Below are 15,384 nucleotides of genomic sequence, written 5' to 3'. Positions count from 1 at the left end.
CGCTACTTTTGAAAGCCGACCGTCAAATCGAAGCGGATCCGCACCCACGCGCCGATCATCGGCTTGCCGCCGATCCGCGGCGGGCGAACCCGGAACTGCCATGCCGCCAGCCGCAGCGCGCGCGCCAGCCCGCCGCCCGGCGGCGATTCATCAAGCGACCGACAATTCTCGACGCGATAATCCGGCGCGGTCTTGCACGCGATCAGCGCCCAGCCCGACCCCGATTTGGCGTAATCCTGGAGATAAGGCTTCAACTCGGCATCGCGCGGCTCGCGATACCATTCGGCATTGTAGAGCGCAGCACCCCCCGGCCCCTGGCCCGGGCCATAGGCGGCCACGCTGTCCTTGCCGCTGCCCGAATCGTCGCCCTCACCCTGATGCGCCGGGATCTTGCCAATGTCCGAGGCGGCGAATTCCTCGGAGCTCAACTGGATCAGCTTTGAGGGCACCGGACTTTTCACAGGTGGCGGCGCGACCGGTGGCGGCGGTGCGGCCGAGGCAGTGGTCGTCTGCTTCTGCTTGTGCGCGACCTGGGTCTTTTGCGCCTGTTTGGAAACCACCGGCCCGATCGGCTTCACGTCAAACGTGACGAGCGGCTTCTGCTTCTCGGTCTTATGGAAGATGCCCGTGCCCAGCTGCAGGAGCAGCAACGCGACCAGCGCCTCGACGACCAGTGCAAGCGCGATGCCGCGGAATCGACCTTTGCCTGACTCGGATCGATAGGACATGGCAGACATCGTGCCGCGCCTAGAGTGCGCCGTGCCGCACTGCAACCAGTTCGGCGTAACCTGAACGCTTTGTCATCCGGCGTCGGCGGGCGCGGTGGTCCATCCCAAAGCGGGGATCGTCATCGATCGCTTGCCCGACAGATCGGTCCGCGTCACCAGCAGATTGCGGCCCTCGATATAGCCGATCACGCGCCGCGCCCGGCCGAGCGAACTGGTGCCATAGGTTTGCGCCACCGCCTCATCGCTCGGACATGGGAGCCCCTCGCGCGCGGCCTTCGCCACCAACAGGAAGCAGCCGAGCATTTCGTCCGGCAGATCGCGCGCCAGCGCCAGCGCCTCGCCCCAATCACCGTCGAGCCCCTCGAAAATTCCCGCGCGCCCGGCCGCCAGCCGCCGCGAAAAGCCGGACGGATCAAGCGGCGCAGGATGCACCCCGACCATACGGCAGCGTACCTGAAAATCCTGGTACAACACTGCCGCCGGGCGCGCGGTCGAATCCGCGTCCGCGACGATCGCGCGCAGCACGTCGGTGACGATCTGGGCAAGCTCCTCGGGGTCGCGTTGCGGCAGCATCTGAACGGGATCGGGCGCGACGACGGTTTCGATCTGCGCGAACACAGATTCGGCCGGGACCGCGCGTGGCGGCGGCGGGGCGGGCCGCACCGGCTCCTCCATTTCCGCAAACAGGAATTGCCGCATATCGCCCGCCTGCGCATCGGGCAGCGGGATCAGCGCAGGACCACCACCCCGCGAGCCGGTTTCGACCGTGCCGATGCGAATCGCCACGGGTCGGCGCGATACCGCCGGCCCCAGCGCGAGGAAGGTACCGCGCGCAAGATCCCGGATCTGCTCGGCCTGCCGCCGCTCCATCCCCAGCAAATCGGCCGCGCGCGCCATGTCGATGTCGAGGAAGGTGCGCCCCATCAGGAAGTTGGAGGCTTCGGCGGCGACGTTCTTGGCGAGTTTGGCGAGGCGCTGCGTCGCGATGATCCCGGCGAGCCCGCGCTTGCGGCCACGACACATCAAATTGGTCATCGCGCCAAGCGAGGCGCGGCGGACTTCCTCGGTCACTTCCGCCCCCATTGAGGGCGCGAACACCTGCGCTTCGTCGACCACCACCAGCGCCGGAAACCAATGGTCGCGCGGCGCATCGAACAAGGCCGACAGAAAGGCGGCGGCACAGCGCATCTGCCCTTCCATCTCGAGACCTTCGAGATCGAGCACCACCGACGTGCGATGTTCGCGGATGCGCGCGGCAAAGCGGGCGATCTCCGCCACCGAATACTCCGCAGCCGCAATGGCGACATGGCCATAGCGTTCGCCGAGCGTAACGAAATCGCCCTCGGGATCGATGATGATCTGCTGCACCTGCCCTGCACTGCGTTCGAGCAAGCGGCGCAGCAGATGCGATTTTCCCGAGCCCGAATTGCCTTGCACGAGCAGCCGCGTCGCCAGCAATTCTTCGAGATCGATCGGGACGGGCGCGCCGCCCGCGTCGAGGCCCATGTCGACTTGAAACGTCATCGCGGCCACATGGCCGATGCGGGGGGGCATGGGCAAGCACCATCGCGACACCGGCTTGCCGTAGCGCACCACTCCGCCATAGAAGTGGCATAGAAAGGACGTGCATGAAGGAAATTCGCAGCTCGCGTCGTCAACATAATGTTCCCACCATCACCGATGTCGCGGCCCATGCCGGGGTCTCGCCGATGACGGTGTCGCGGGTGGTGAATGGCAAGGGCAGTGTTCGCCCCGCGACCCGCGCCAGCGTCGAATCCGCGATCGCGGCGCTGGGCTATGCGCCGAACGCCGCAGCGCGGGCGCTGGCGGGCGGCGAGGAGATCCGCATTTGCCTGCTGCATACCAATCCCTCGCTGACCTATTTCAGCGACTTCCTGGTCGGCGGGCTCGATCAGGCCAGCCGCAGCAACGTCCAGCTCGTGATCGAGAAATGCGAAGAGGATGGCCATGAGGCGGCGACGATCGAACGCCTGTTACAGGGGCGGATCGACGGCATCGCCCTGCCTCCGCCGCTGAGCGATTCGCCCGTGGTGCTGGCCGCCCTCGAAGGCCACGGCATCCCGGTGGTCGCGGTGGCAACCGGACGCGCGCCCGATTGGGCCTTGTCCGTCAGCATTGATGACCGTCGCGCCGCCTATGACATGACGCGGCATCTGGGGGCACTGGGGCACACGCGGATCGGCTTCATTACCGGCGACCCGAAACAAACCGCCAGTGGCGAGCGGCTGGCCGGGTATCGCGCGGCCCTTGCCGATATGGGGCTGGCGTTTTTGCCCGAACGTGTCGGTGCCGGGCTGTTTACCTATCGTTCCGGGCTGGAGGCGGCGGAACGGCTGCTTGGCCTGCACGAGCCGCCAACCGCCATCTTTGCCTCGAACGACGATATGGCCGCGGCCGCCGTGGCAATCGCCCACCGCAAAGGGCTCGACGTACCGGGCGACCTGACCGTGTGCGGGTTCGACGACACCGTGCTGGCGACGACGATCTGGCCCGAACTCACCACCATCCGCCAGCCGGTGACCGAAATGTCGCGCACCGCGATCGAGCTGCTGGTGCGCGAAATCCGCATGCGCAATGCCAATGACAGCAGCGTCGATCATCCGCACGTGCTGGCGGACTATGCGTTGATCCGGCGCCAATCGGATGCGCCGCCAAAATAAAAAAGAAGGGCGCTGACCGAAATCAGCGCCCTCGCCTTTCCTGCTATCCGAGGGCTCTTATCCCTCCATCGCTTCCAGTTCGCGGCCGCGCGTTTCCTTGACCATCGCCTGGACGAAGAAGAACGAGATGCCTGCGAACACGGCATAGCCCGTATAGGTGACCGCCAAGCCGGGCGACACCGCCAGCGCCGGGAAGCTGACCGAGATCGCCGCATTGGCGATCCACTGTGCAAAGCCCGACACCGCCAGCCCCGACCCGCGGATCTGGTTCGGGAACATTTCGCCCAGCATGACCCACATGATCGGGCCCCAGCTGAAGTTGAAGAAGACGACGTACAGATTGGCCGCGACCAGCGCGATCACGCCGTTATTACCGGGCAGCGACACTCCGCCATCAGGCGCGGTCACGGCGGTCGAGAAGGCATAGGCCACCGTCGCCAGCGTTACCGCCATGCCGGCCGAGCCGATCAGCAGCAGCGGCTTGCGCCCGATCTTGTCAACGAACGCGATCGTGAAGACACACGCGCCAATCGACAGCACGCCCGACAGGATGTTGGTCTGCAAGGCATAATCCTCGGAGAAGCCGACCGCTTCCCACAAGGTTGCGCCATAATAGAAGACGACATTGATGCCGACGAGCTGCTGGAACACCGCGAGCCCGATGCCCGCCCACAGAATCGGGCGGATCTTGCCGGTGGTCTTGTCGATCAGGTCGGACAGGCGCGGCTTGTGATGGTCGGCGGCCAGGCTCGCGGCGATCTCGGCGACCTTGCGATCGGCCTCGTCGGACCCGAACAATTTGGTCAGCACCGCGCGCGCGCGCTCGGTATGGCCCTTTACGACGAGATAGCGCGGGCTTTCCGGGATCGTGAGAAGCGCCAGGAAATAGATCGCCGCCGGCAGCGCCTGCAGCCAGAACATCCAGCGCCATGCCGGAAAGCCGAGCCAGAATTGCGCGGTCGAGCCGCCAGCATAGCGGGCCAGCGCGAAGTTTGCGACGAACGCGCCGGTCAGACCGGTGATGATCATCACTTGCTGCACACTCGACAAGCGCCCGCGGATCGACGCCGGGGTGACTTCGGAGATGTACACCGGCGAAATCACGCTGGCGGCACCGACGCCAAGGCCGCCGATGATGCGCGCGACGATGAACAGGATCGAGCTGCTGGCACCGCCCGCGAGCAGCGCGCTGATCAGGAACAGCACGGCCGCCCCCATCATCACCGTGCGGCGGCCATAGGCATCCGACAAGCGCCCCGCGCCGAACGCACCGATCGAGGAGCCGACCAGGATCGCGCCCACATTGATGCCGATGCCGAGCTTGCCCAGCTCGAACGCGGCCTCCAGCCCCTTTTGGGTGCCGTTGATAACGCCCGAATCATAGCCGAACATGAAACCGCCGATCGTCGCCACCACGACGATCGAAGCGATAAAACCTATATTGACCCGTTGCATGTCGGGTTGCGCCAGCGTTGCCATGATCCGTCTTCCGCTCCCTATCGATTGTTATATTTTTGCCGCATGTGTCGCCATGCCTTCTGACCCGGGTCGAAGGCGAACAGATTGCCCGCCTCGGGCTGCGCCGCCAGTTCGGCGGCGCTCAACCCCTTGCGCGCAGTGGTGGCATAAGCCGTGCGCAGACCCGCGCCGCCAAAAGCGATCTTGGTGATGTTGGCGACAGGGAAGCGTACCGTCTCAATCAGCGTGCCCGCCGGATCATAATGCCGCACACCCCAGCCGCCAAACAGCGCGACCCACACGCCGCCATCGGCATCGGTGGTCGATCCATCGGGATGCCCCTCGCCCGCCGCAATCTCGACGAACGGCGTGGGATCGCCCAGCGTGCCGTCGTCCCGGATCGGCACCTGCCACACCGTCCGCCCCAACGTATCGGTGTGATAAAGCGTGGTGCCATCGGGCGAGATCGCCGGGCCGTTGGTAATCGCAACCGGCGCGAGACCGGCATCGGCGCAGCGCGGTGATCGTGCCGGTACAGCCGACCGCTCTCCGCTTGCTCGCCATTGTCCATGCTGCCGAACCAGATCCGTCCCGCCGCGTCGGTCGTCGCATCGTTCAGGCGATTGCCCGGCATATGCGGCTCGGGATCGATCAGCGGCGTAAAGCTGCCCTCAGCCGGATCGAACCCATACAGGCCCGATTGCACCCCGACGACCATCCCGCCGCCCGCGCGCGGCAGCACCCAGCCGACTTCGCCCGGCGCGGTCCAGGATGACAGCGCCGCAGTGGCGGGATCGAACCGAAACACGAGATGCCGCTTGATATCGACACACCACAATGCCTGCGTGGCGACATCCCACATCGGCCCTTCGCCGAGCGTCGCGCCGAGCGGCGCGATCGTGACAGGTGCGCTCGCCATCAGCGCCAGCCCGCGTCGACGAAATAATCGTGGCCCGTGCACATATGCGCATCGTCCGAGGCCAGGAACAAGGCAAGCGCCGCAACGTCGACCGGCTGGATCCGCCCCGACAGGCATTGCGCCGCGACGATCTCGGCTTCGCCTTCGGGTGTATACCAGCGCTGCTGGCGCGGGGTCTGGACGTTGCCGGGCACGATCGTGGTGACGCGGATGCCGTCGCGCCCGAGATCGCGCGCCAGACCGCGCGTCATGCCCTCGATCGCGGCCTTGGCAGTCTGGTACAGCACGAGATCGGGTAGCCCCAAATGCCAGCTGATCGACCCGAAATTGATGATGACCCCGCCGCCCGCCGCGCGCATCCCCGGCACCACGGCTTGCGCGGCGAAGAACAGATGGCGCAAATTGGTCGCCATCCGCTCGTCCCAATATGCGGGGGTCACCTCGTCAACGCTATGCCGATCGTCGCTCGCGGCATTGTTGATAAGAATGTCAATCCCGCCAAGATCCTCGGCAATCGCCGCGATCGCCGCACCCAACGCCGCCGGATCGCGTAGATCACACAAATGGAAGCGACCGGGGGCAAAAACGCTCGGCAATGTCCGCGCCAGCAGCCTGGTCGACATCGATAAAGGCGACGGTCGCCTGCTGCTCGGCAAAGGCCTGGACCAGGCCTGCGCCAATGCCGCTCGCGCCGCCGGTCACCAGCACCCGCTTGCCGACAAGGCTCGGGTAAATCGCACGCGTGCCGGTCACTTGCTCGTCTCCAGCAGGCCGCGCCCGGCCAGGTTTGCGATCAGCGCGCGAATTCCGAAATTCCACGGTGCCGCGTCGCGCGACGTGACCACGCGATTGGTCAGCCGCCCAAGCCGGTCGCTTGCGATGGTTACCCGGTCGCCAATCTTGTGAGTGAAGCCCCGGCCCGGCTCGTCGCGATCCTGCACCGGCGCGAACAGCGTGCCGAGGAACAGCGCAAAACCGTCGGGATATTGGTGTTCGCTCAGCGTCTGGCGCACCAGATCGAGCGGATCTCGGCTGATCTGGCTCATGCTGCTGGTGCCATCCAGCACGTAGCCGTCCGCGCCTTCGATCCGCAGCCGCACTTCGGCGCGGCGCACATCGTCGATGGTGAAGCCGTCGTCGAACAGCCGCACCAGCGGCCCAAGCGCGCACGACGCATTATTGTCCTTGGCCTTGCCCAGCAGCAGCGCCGAGCGCCCTTCGAAATCGCGCAGATTGACGTCATTGCCAAGCGTCGCGCCAACCGCTTTGCCGCGGCTGTCGACCAGCAGCGCGATTTCCGGTTCGGGATTGTTCCAGGTCGAGTCCGACCGGATGCCGATTTCGGCATCGGGCCCGACGCTCGACAACACCGGGGCCTTGGTGAACACTTCGGCATCGGGGCCGATCGCGACCTCCAGATATTGCGACCACAGGCCGTCCTCGATCAGCGCCTGTTTGAGCTCGGCCGCTTCCGTCGTTCCGGGCACAACCGCGCGGATTGACCCGCCAACGCGCGATTCCAGCCGCGCCCGGATATCGGCGGCGGCGGAGGAATCCCCCCCGTGCGCGCTCCTCGATCACGCGCTCGATCGCCGAAAGTGCGAAGGTCACACCGCACGCTTTTACGCACTGCAGATCGACCGGGGCCAACAGCCGCGACAAATCTCCTCCGAACGCGCCAAGCGACACCCCGCCCGATGCGCTGAAATCCCCCGATTCGACCAAATCGGCGACCGTCGGCGCGCGCGCGGACATGTCGAACGCTTCGCCCCGCACGACCAAAATCGGGCTCGGCCCGGCATCGGTCGCGATACGACCGACGAACACGCCGTCCTGCCAATCCGCCGGTAGCGCCGACGCGCTCGCGTCGTTCCCGCTCGCCATTAACCCCTCCACGCGACCCTCATCCTTGATAGCGTTACCTTGACGACCGCCCCCGCGCTGTCAAGCGCTGGGGCGGTCGTCAGGGGACGCATATACTCCTTACTCTATCCGCTGTTAAATGAAGCGGTTGATCAGGTTCTCGATCCGCTCCTGTCGACCCGAGCGCGGCTTGGGGTCGATCGCCCGTTCGACCGCCAGATCGGCGATGGCGGCCAGATCGAGCGTGCCGATCTGCTGGCCAAGATCGCCCTCCCAGCCGGCATAGCGTTCGGCCTTGATCGCGTCGAGACGACCGTCTTCGATCAGCGCGGCGGCATTGAGCAGCCCCTTCGCCACCACGTCGATTGCGCCAACATGGCCATAGAACAGGTCGATCGCGTCCATCGACTGGCGCCGCACCTTGGCATCGAAATTGAAGCCGCCGGTGGTGAAACCGCCCGCGCGCAGGATTTCGAGATTGGCGAGCGTCAGTTCCTCGACCGAATTGGGGAATTGGTCGGTATCCCAGCCATTCTGCGGATCGCCGCGATTGGCATCGATCGACCCGAAGATGCCGAGCGCCGCCGCCGTCGCAATTTCATGCTCGAAGGTGTGGCTGGCGAGCGTCGCGTGGTTCGCCTCGATATTGACCTTCACTTCATTCTCAAGGCCATAGCGCTTGAGGAAGCCGTACACCGTCGCGGTGTCGAAATCATATTGGTGCTTGGTCGGCTCGAACGGCTTGGGCTCGATCAGGATCGTGCCGGTGAAGCCGATCTTGTGCTTGTGCTCGACGACGAGCGACAGGAAGCGGCCGAGATTGTCGAGTTCACGCTTGAGATCGGTGTTGAGCAGCGTCTCATAGCCTTCGCGACCGCCCCACAGCACGTAGTTCGCGCCGCCCAGACGGTGCGTGGCTTCGAGCGCATCGCGCACCTGCATCGCGCCGAACGCGAACACTTCCGGATTGGGGTTGGTCGCGCCACCAGCGGCGAAGCGCGGATGGCTGAACAAATTGGCGGTGCCCCACAACAGCTTGCGGCCCGACGCCGCCTGGAGCCGCTCGAGATGATCGACCGCCTCGGCGAAATTGCGGCGATGCTCGGCGACCGTGCTCGCATCGGCCATCACGTCGACATCGTGGAAGGCATAAAAGGGGATGTCGAGCTTGGTGAAGAAGTCGAACGCGACTTCGCGCTTCTGCGCAGCGGCAGCGGCGTCGTTCGCGCCGGCATGCCACGGGCGATTGAAGGTGCCCCCGCCAAACACGTCCGAACCCGGCCAGCAGAAGGTGTGCCAGAAACAGGCGGCGAAGCGCAGATGGTCTTCCATCCGCTTGCCCAGCACGACCCGGTCCTTGTCATAGAATCGGTATGCAAGGTCATCGTCGCTGTCCGGCCCCTTGAAGGTGATCTGGGGAATATCGGCGAAGAAATCGGTGGCCATCGGGCGCTCCTTGGGGGTCAATTGGAGTGAGTAAGGGGAGAAATCTTGGCATAAGCGGCGCGGAACACCGCTTTCTTGGGCGCGAGCCGCGCCGTCAGTTCAGCGTCGGGCGCGATACGGTGCGACACCGGCGGGGCGACGCACACCTCGGCCGGGGTGCCGCCATCGACGGCAATCTGCGCCAGCCGCGCGGCCCCGAGCGCGGGGCCGACTTCGCCACCCTGGAGATACACCAACGGCACCTCCATCGCGGCGGCGAGCGTCTCGCCCCAATAGCGCGAGCGCGCGCCCCCGCCGATCACCGCGAGTTCGGCGACCTCGGTCCCGGCCTCGCGCAGGACGTCGAGCCCGTCGCGAGCGCGAACGCCACGCCTTCCAGCACCGCCTGCGCGAGCCGGTTGGGATCGGTATCGTTGTCGAGCCCGACAAAGGCACCACGCACTTGCGCGTCGTTATGCGGGGTGCGCTCGCCCGAGAGATAGGGGAGGAAAATCTCAGGCCCGCTCGCCACGCCCGCCGCTTCGGCGCGCTGGAACACTTCGGCGGCACCGCTCGCCCCGGTCAGGCGCGCGACCCAATCGATGCACGAGGCGGCGCTGAGGTGCACGGACATCTGGTGCCACATCTCGGGCAGGCAATGGCAGAAGGCATGGACCGCGCGCGCGGGGTTGGGCCGGAACTGATCATTGGCGACGAAGATGACGCCCGACGTACCGAGCGACAGCAACGCCTTGCCATCGGTCACGACGCCCACGCCCGCAGCCCCACCGGCATTGTCGCCCGCACCGCCCGCGACGGGAACCTGGGCAATGCCCCAGGCCTCGGCGATGTCCGCCCGGAGCACCCCGGCGACATCGGTACCCTCGACCAGGCGCGGCATCTGCGCTTGCGTCAGCCCGCACGCCGCGAGCAACGTGTCACTCCAGCGCCGCCCCCCCAACGTCGAGCCACAAGGTCCCCGCGGAATCCGACATGTCGGATGCCTTCTCGCCAGTCATGCGCAGCCGGACATAATCCTTGGGCAACAGCACCGTCGCGACCTGTGCGAAAATCTCGGGTTCGTGTCGGCGCACCCATTCGAGCTTGGGCGCGGTAAAGCCCGGCATCACGATATTGCCGCCGAGCGTGCGAAACTCGGGCGTGGTCGCTTCGAGTGCGGCGCATTCGGCAAAGGAACGCCCATCATTCCACAGGATTGCCGGGCGCAACGGCCGATCGTCGGCACCAAGCAAGGTCGCGCCGTGCATTTGCCCGGCGAGCCCGATGCCGCGCACCGCACGCCGGACCTGCGGATCGATCGCCAGCACCGCCGCGCTGGTCGCCTTCCACCAATCTTCCGGGTCCTGTTCGGACCACAAAGGATAAGGCCGCTGGACGCTCAGCGCGGCGACGCCCTGCCCGACGACCGCGCCGTGCGTGTCGAGCACCACGGCCTTGACCCCGGACGTGCCGATATCGATTCCCAGAAACATCGGCGGCCTTATCGAACGAACGGATCGATCGGCTTGATCGTCCCGTCGGCGTTGAAGGAAAGCTCGGTCACCTTGACGTTGCGCAGGTGGTTCTTGTTGCTGAGCTGCGTGTCCGCATAGAACAGCCACCATTTGCCGCCGGTCTGGATGATCGAGTGATGCGTCGTCCACCCCTGCACCGGCAGCAGGAAATGCCCGCGATAGGTGAAGGGCCCGTAAGGATTGGTGCCGGTCGCATAGTTCAGGAAATGCGTGTCGCCGGTCGAGTAGGTGTAATAATATTGGCCACCGCGCTTGAACACCCACGATGCTTCGAAGAAGCGCCGGTCATGATCGCCCCCCAGGATCGGTTTGCCCTTTTCGTCGAGGATCACCGCGTCGCGCGGCTTCTCGGCGAAGCTCTTCATATCGGCGTTCATGCGGACGACCTTGCCGGTCAACGCTGGCTGATCGTCCTGATGCAAATCGGTATCGCTGCCGTTGGGATCGAAGCTGCCATTCTTCCAGCGCTGGAGCTGCCCGCCCCAGATGCCGCCGAAATACATGTAACTTTTGCCATCGCTGTCGGTGAACACCGCCGGATCCATCGAGAAGCTGCCCGCGATCGGCTTGGGCTCGGCCTTGAACGGGCCCATCGGGTTCTTCGAGGTGGCCACACCGATGCGGAACGTGCCCAGCCCGTTCTTGTCACGGGCTTTGTCGCGCGCTGGGAAATACAGATAATAGGTGCCGTTCTTATAAGCGGCATCGGGTGCCCACATCTGCTGCGACGCCCACGGCACCTGCTTCACATCGAGCGCGACCGGGCCCACCGTGACGGGGCCGCCAATGCGATCCATCCGCAGCACACGGTAATCGTGCATCGCATATTCGTTGCCCAGATCATCGTCGGGGATTGCGGTCGGCACGTCGTGGCTTGGGTAGACGTAAATCTTGCCCGCAAAGACATGCGCCGACGGGTCTGCTGTGTAGATCGATGTCACCAGCGGCTGCGACAGATATTTCCGGCCATCCGGGGCCCGATCCGGAATCCGATCTTGGGCAAGCGCCAGCGTGGCAACGCCACACATCACCACTGCCCCCATCACGCGATACGCCATCATTCCTCTCCCGATGCGCGTAACCGCGCTATGACGATGGAGGTAGCGCTAACATTTACCCGACGCAAGCGCCGCGCGCTCCTGTCACGGGTATAAAAGCGATTTGTTTCTGGACGTCGGACGCGGAAAGCGCGATTGCCCTGTCAGAAGCACGCGAAGCACAGGGTGAATATGATGGCGGCGGGCACAGCGTGTTGAAGCGCATTTTCCTCGGTGGCGTCCTCGCCCTTCTGGTTGGCCTGGCGATCTTTGCGGGTTTTGCCTGGCGGCCTGCCATTGCCCCGATCGCGCGCCCGGCGGCGGCATCCTTCGCGCCCGCGCTCGTTGCCAAGGGGGCAGTGCTGGCCAGCGCCGGCTATTGCGCGTCGTGCCACACTGCCAAGGATGGTGCCGCGCTGGCGGGCGGTTATGCGATGGCAACCACCTTTGGCACGATCTATTCGACCAACATTACCCCCGATGTCGACACCGGCATTGGCGGCTGGTCCGAAGCCGCCTTCCGCCGCGCGATGCACGAAGGCGTGCGGCGTGACGGTGCGCATCTCTTCCCCGCTTTCCCCTACGATCATTTCACCAAGCTGACCGATGCCGACGTCTCGGCGCTCTATGCCTATTTGATGACGCAGCCGACGGTGCACGCCGAAGACAAGGCCAATGGCCTACCCTTCCCGCTCAACATTCGGATGCTGCAGGCGGGTTGGAAACTGCTGTTCTTCAAGCCCGGGCGCTATGTGCCCGTCGCCACCAGGGATGCGGCGTGGAATCGCGGGGCTTATCTCGCCGAAGGGATCAGCCATTGCGGCGCGTGCCACACGCCGCGCGGCGCGCTGGGTGCCGAGCGTAAGGACAAGGCCTATGCCGGGGCCGCGATCGACAACTGGATCGCGCCGCCGCTCGACAAGACCAACCCCGCACCGATTGCGTGGAACCAGGCCGAACTGGTTGCCTATCTCGGCACCGGGGTCAGCCTGTATCATGGCACGGCGGCGGGTCCGATGGCGGCGGTGCCGCGCGGTCTCGCGCATCTGCCCGGCTCCGACGTGGCAGCAATCGCCACCTATTTCACCAGCTTCAACGGCTCGGCGGCGCGCGCCGGTCAGGATGCCGCGCTCATCCAGAAGGCGCTCGCCACCGACCGCGTCGGCACCGGTTTGCAGTATGATGCGGGGACACGGCTGTTCACCGCTGCCTGCGCATCGTGCCATTATAATGGCGGCAAGGGCCTCAACCCGTTGCGCCCCGATCTGGCGCTCAACAGCACCGTGCATCTCGACGATCCGACCAATTTGATCCGCGTCATCCTCTACGGCATCGACGCGAAGGACGGTGCGCCGGGCGTGGTGATGCCGGCCTTTGGCACCGGGTTCACCAATGCCGATGTCGCGCGCATCGCCGCCTATCTGCGCGCGACGCGGACGACCAAGGCGGCATGGCCCGATCTCGAACAGAAAGTCGCGACGATCCGCGCGCAGGGCAAGGGCCAGGAGTGATGACCAGTTTCACGATCAACGGTCGCCCCGTTTCCACCACGATCGAGGACGACACCCCGCTCTTGTGGGTGATCCGCGACGAGATCGGCCTGACCGGCACCAAATTCGGCTGCGGCATCGGCATGTGCGGGGCGTGCACGGTGCACGTCGGCGGGCGGGCGACGCGGTCGTGCATCACCCCGGTCTCCGCAGTCGATGGTGCCGATATCACCACAATCGAAGGGCTCGACCCGAAGGGCGAGCATCCGCTGCAACAAGCGTGGCGTGAGATTCAGGTGCCGCAATGCGGTTACTGCCAGTCGGGCCAGATCATGCAGGCCGCCGCCATGCTCAAGGATTTCCCGGCACCCACCGATGAAGACATTGACGCGGTGATGACGGGCAATCTGTGCCGCTGCATGACCTATGTCCGCATCCGCGCCGCGATCCGGCAGGCGGCAGGCACGCTGGCGGAAGGACCCAAGGCATGAGCCGCCTCGCCTCGACCGCCGAAGCCGCCCGCAACCCGCTGTCGCGCCGCGGCTTCCTTGTCGCCAGTGGTGCCGCCGGGATCGCCTTCGGCTTTTCGCAAGTGCTGGCCGCGATCGATCCCGCCGTGCCCGGCGGCACCCCCGCCGCCCCGACCGGCCCGCAATTCGAACCGTCAATCTGGTTCGGGATCGACGCCGCCGGGATCGTCACCGTCAACATCATCCGCGCCGAAATGGGCCAGCATGTCGGCACCGCACTCGCGCGCATTCTCGCCGATGAACTGGAGGCCGACTGGGACAAGGTCCGCATCGTCCATGTCGATACCGATCCCAAATGGGGCCTGATGGTCACCGGCGGGAGCTGGTCGGTGTGGCAGACCTTCCCCGTGTTCAGCCAGGCGGGTGCCGCCGGTCGCATCGCCCTGATCGAAGCAGGCGCGAAGCTGCTCGGCACCAGTGCCGCCAATTGCACCGCGCGTGGCGGCGCGGTCCATGCGGGTGGTCGCTCGATTTCCTATGGCGACATCGCCAAGCGCGGCGGCGTCGCCCGTCAATTCACCCCCGACGAACTGAAGGCGCTGCCGATCAAGCCGGTCAAGGACCGTCGCCTGATCGGCAAGCAGGTTGCGGCGCTCGACATCGCCACCAAGACCGACGGCACCGCACTCTATGGCATCGATGCCAAGGTGCCGAACATGGTCTATGCCCGGCCCAAGCTGCCGCCAACGCGCTTCGGCTCCAAGGTCGTTTCGGTCGATGACAGCAAGGCCAAGACGGTGCGCGGCTATTTGCGCTACCTCGTCATCGAAGACCCGTCGGACACCGTGCCCGGCTGGGTGATGGTGATCGCGCAAAATTACCCCGCCGCGATCCGCGCCGCCGATCTGCTCCAGGTGACGTGGACCGCAGGCCCAGGCGCGACCACGTCCGAAAAGGACCTGCAAGCCCATGCCGCCGACCTGGCGGGCAAGGCGGATAGCGGCGTCGCGCTCGACATCGTCAACACGGGGCCCAAGCCCGGCAACGCCATCAGCACGCTCGAGCGCGTCTACACCACCAGCACCGTGCTGCATTTCCAGTTGGAACCGCTCAACGCGCTCGCCTTCGAGAAGGACGGCCGCTTCGAAATCCATACCGGCAACCAGTGGCAAAGCCTGATCCTGCCGACGCTGGCCAAAGCGCTCGGCGTGCCCGAAACCAAGATCATCCTGCGCACCTATATGCTGGGTGGTGGCTTCGGGCGGCGGCTCAATGGCGATTATGCCGTCCCCGCCGCGCTGGCGGCCAAGGCGCTGGGGCGTCCGGTCAAGATGGTGCTGACGCGGCAGGACGACGCGCTGTTCGATTCGGTGCGCTCGCCCTCGGTCCAGCGCGTGCGCATGAGCTTCGACAAGAACAATGCGGTGATCGCGATGGAGCATCACGCTGCTGCGGGCTGGCCGACGCAGATGAACGCCCCCGCCCTCCTCGCCAAGACCAAGAGCGGCGGGGCCTATGACCCGTTCGCCATTTCGGGCGCGGACCATTGGTATGAAGTCGGCCACCAGACCGTCCATGCCATTCCCAACGATCTCGCCAACACCACCATCCGCTCGGGCTGGCTGCGCTCGGTCGGGCCGGGCTGGACCAACTGGGCGGTGGAAAGCTTTATCGATGAAGCGGCGCTGCAGGTAAAAAGCGATCCGGTCGCCTTCCGCCTGAAATTGCTGACCGGGGCCGGTCGCAATGCCGGGTCGGCCCCCCAGCGCCATTGGCGG

The 15,384-nt window shown here is 65.6% G+C and carries 9 protein-coding genes and 4 pseudogenes; 4 read left to right on the top strand and 9 right to left on the bottom strand.

Going from position 1 to position 15,384, the window contains the following annotated elements; all coding sequences use genetic code 11:
- Positions 1–2: 2 nt before the first annotated feature.
- Positions 3–728 (bottom strand): hypothetical protein, encoded by a 726-nt coding sequence (locus NW75_RS11195; protein WP_231565144.1) that lies wholly within the window; start codon positions 726–728, stop codon positions 3–5.
- 72 nt (positions 729–800) lie between these two features.
- A complete protein-coding gene (locus tag NW75_RS11190) occupies positions 801–2,252 on the bottom strand; it encodes an ATP-binding protein (RefSeq protein WP_033965325.1) in 1,452 nt (483 codons plus the stop codon).
- A 104-nt stretch (positions 2,253–2,356) separates the two neighbouring features.
- On the opposite strand from NW75_RS11190, the gene NW75_RS11185 reads away from it, so the two are divergent.
- Entirely contained in the window at positions 2,357–3,409 is a 1,053-nt protein-coding gene (locus tag NW75_RS11185; RefSeq protein WP_033965296.1) for a LacI family DNA-binding transcriptional regulator, read from the top strand.
- Between the two features lie 57 nt (positions 3,410–3,466).
- Here NW75_RS11185 and NW75_RS11180 read toward each other — a convergent pair whose 3' ends face one another.
- The 7 genes and pseudogenes from NW75_RS11180 to NW75_RS11150 all read right to left on the bottom strand — a co-directional run bounded on the left by NW75_RS11180 (position 3,467) and on the right by NW75_RS11150 (position 11,667).
- Positions 3,467–4,888, bottom strand: a complete 1,422-nt coding sequence (locus tag NW75_RS11180) for a sugar porter family MFS transporter (protein WP_405053002.1) — start codon at positions 4,886–4,888, stop codon at positions 3,467–3,469.
- 27 nt (positions 4,889–4,915) lie between these two features.
- Positions 4,916–5,786: pseudogene (locus tag NW75_RS11175) on the bottom strand (SMP-30/gluconolactonase/LRE family protein).
- Positions 5,786–6,539: pseudogene (locus NW75_RS11170) on the bottom strand (SDR family NAD(P)-dependent oxidoreductase). Before NW75_RS11170 ends, NW75_RS11175 begins: the two co-directional pseudogenes overlap by 1 nt.
- Positions 6,536–7,670 (bottom strand): annotated as a pseudogene (locus tag NW75_RS11165) (fumarylacetoacetate hydrolase family protein). The pseudogenes NW75_RS11170 and NW75_RS11165 overlap by 4 nt, the downstream one beginning before the upstream one ends.
- Before the next feature lie 114 nt (positions 7,671–7,784).
- Positions 7,785–9,095, bottom strand: a complete 1,311-nt coding sequence (gene xylA, locus NW75_RS11160) for a xylose isomerase (RefSeq protein ID WP_033965320.1) — start codon at positions 9,093–9,095, stop codon at positions 7,785–7,787.
- A gap of 17 nt (positions 9,096–9,112) precedes the next feature.
- Positions 9,113–10,567, bottom strand: a pseudogene (xylB, locus tag NW75_RS11155) (xylulokinase).
- Positions 10,568–10,575: 8 nt separating this feature from the next.
- Positions 10,576–11,667, bottom strand: coding sequence for a glycoside hydrolase family 43 protein (locus NW75_RS11150; protein WP_137902763.1), 1,092 nt, complete (start codon positions 11,665–11,667; stop codon positions 10,576–10,578).
- 191 nt (positions 11,668–11,858) lie between these two features.
- Here NW75_RS11150 and NW75_RS11145 point away from each other — a divergent pair, with 191 nt between their 5' ends.
- From NW75_RS11145 to NW75_RS11135, 3 genes are all read left to right on the top strand, one after another.
- Positions 11,859–13,157, top strand: coding sequence for a cytochrome c (locus NW75_RS11145; protein WP_033965294.1), 1,299 nt, complete (start codon positions 11,859–11,861; stop codon positions 13,155–13,157).
- A complete protein-coding gene (locus NW75_RS11140; RefSeq protein ID WP_033965293.1) occupies positions 13,157–13,627 on the top strand; it encodes a (2Fe-2S)-binding protein in 471 nt (156 codons plus the stop codon). The genes NW75_RS11145 and NW75_RS11140 overlap by 1 nt, the downstream gene beginning before the upstream one ends.
- A partial coding sequence (locus NW75_RS11135; protein ID WP_033965292.1) for a xanthine dehydrogenase family protein molybdopterin-binding subunit occupies positions 13,624–15,384 on the top strand: 1,761 nt, incomplete at its 3' end. The genes NW75_RS11140 and NW75_RS11135, both read left to right, overlap by 4 nt.

The organism is Sphingomonas sp. Ant H11 (assembly GCF_000797515.1).
Taxonomy (GTDB): domain Bacteria; phylum Pseudomonadota; class Alphaproteobacteria; order Sphingomonadales; family Sphingomonadaceae; genus Sphingomonas.
Note: the sequence above shows the minus strand (reverse complement) of the source record. Positions and strands in the feature narration are given on the sequence as shown.

Coding starts and splice junctions, on each gene's coding strand:
- NW75_RS11180 (WP_405053002.1), bottom strand. CDS start 4,888: ATGGCAACGCTGGCGCAACCCGACATGCAACGGGTCAATATAGGTTTT.
- NW75_RS11140 (WP_033965293.1), top strand. CDS start 13,157: ATGACCAGTTTCACGATCAACGGTCGCCCCGTTTCCACCACGATCGAG.
- NW75_RS11185 (WP_033965296.1), top strand. CDS start 2,357: ATGAAGGAAATTCGCAGCTCGCGTCGTCAACATAATGTTCCCACCATC.
- NW75_RS11195 (WP_231565144.1), bottom strand. CDS start 728: ATGTCCTATCGATCCGAGTCAGGCAAAGGTCGATTCCGCGGCATCGCG.
- xylA (WP_033965320.1), bottom strand. CDS start 9,095: ATGGCCACCGATTTCTTCGCCGATATTCCCCAGATCACCTTCAAGGGG.
- NW75_RS11150 (WP_137902763.1), bottom strand. CDS start 11,667: ATGGCGTATCGCGTGATGGGGGCAGTGGTGATGTGTGGCGTTGCCACG.
- NW75_RS11190 (WP_033965325.1), bottom strand. CDS start 2,252: ATGACGTTTCAAGTCGACATGGGCCTCGACGCGGGCGGCGCGCCCGTC.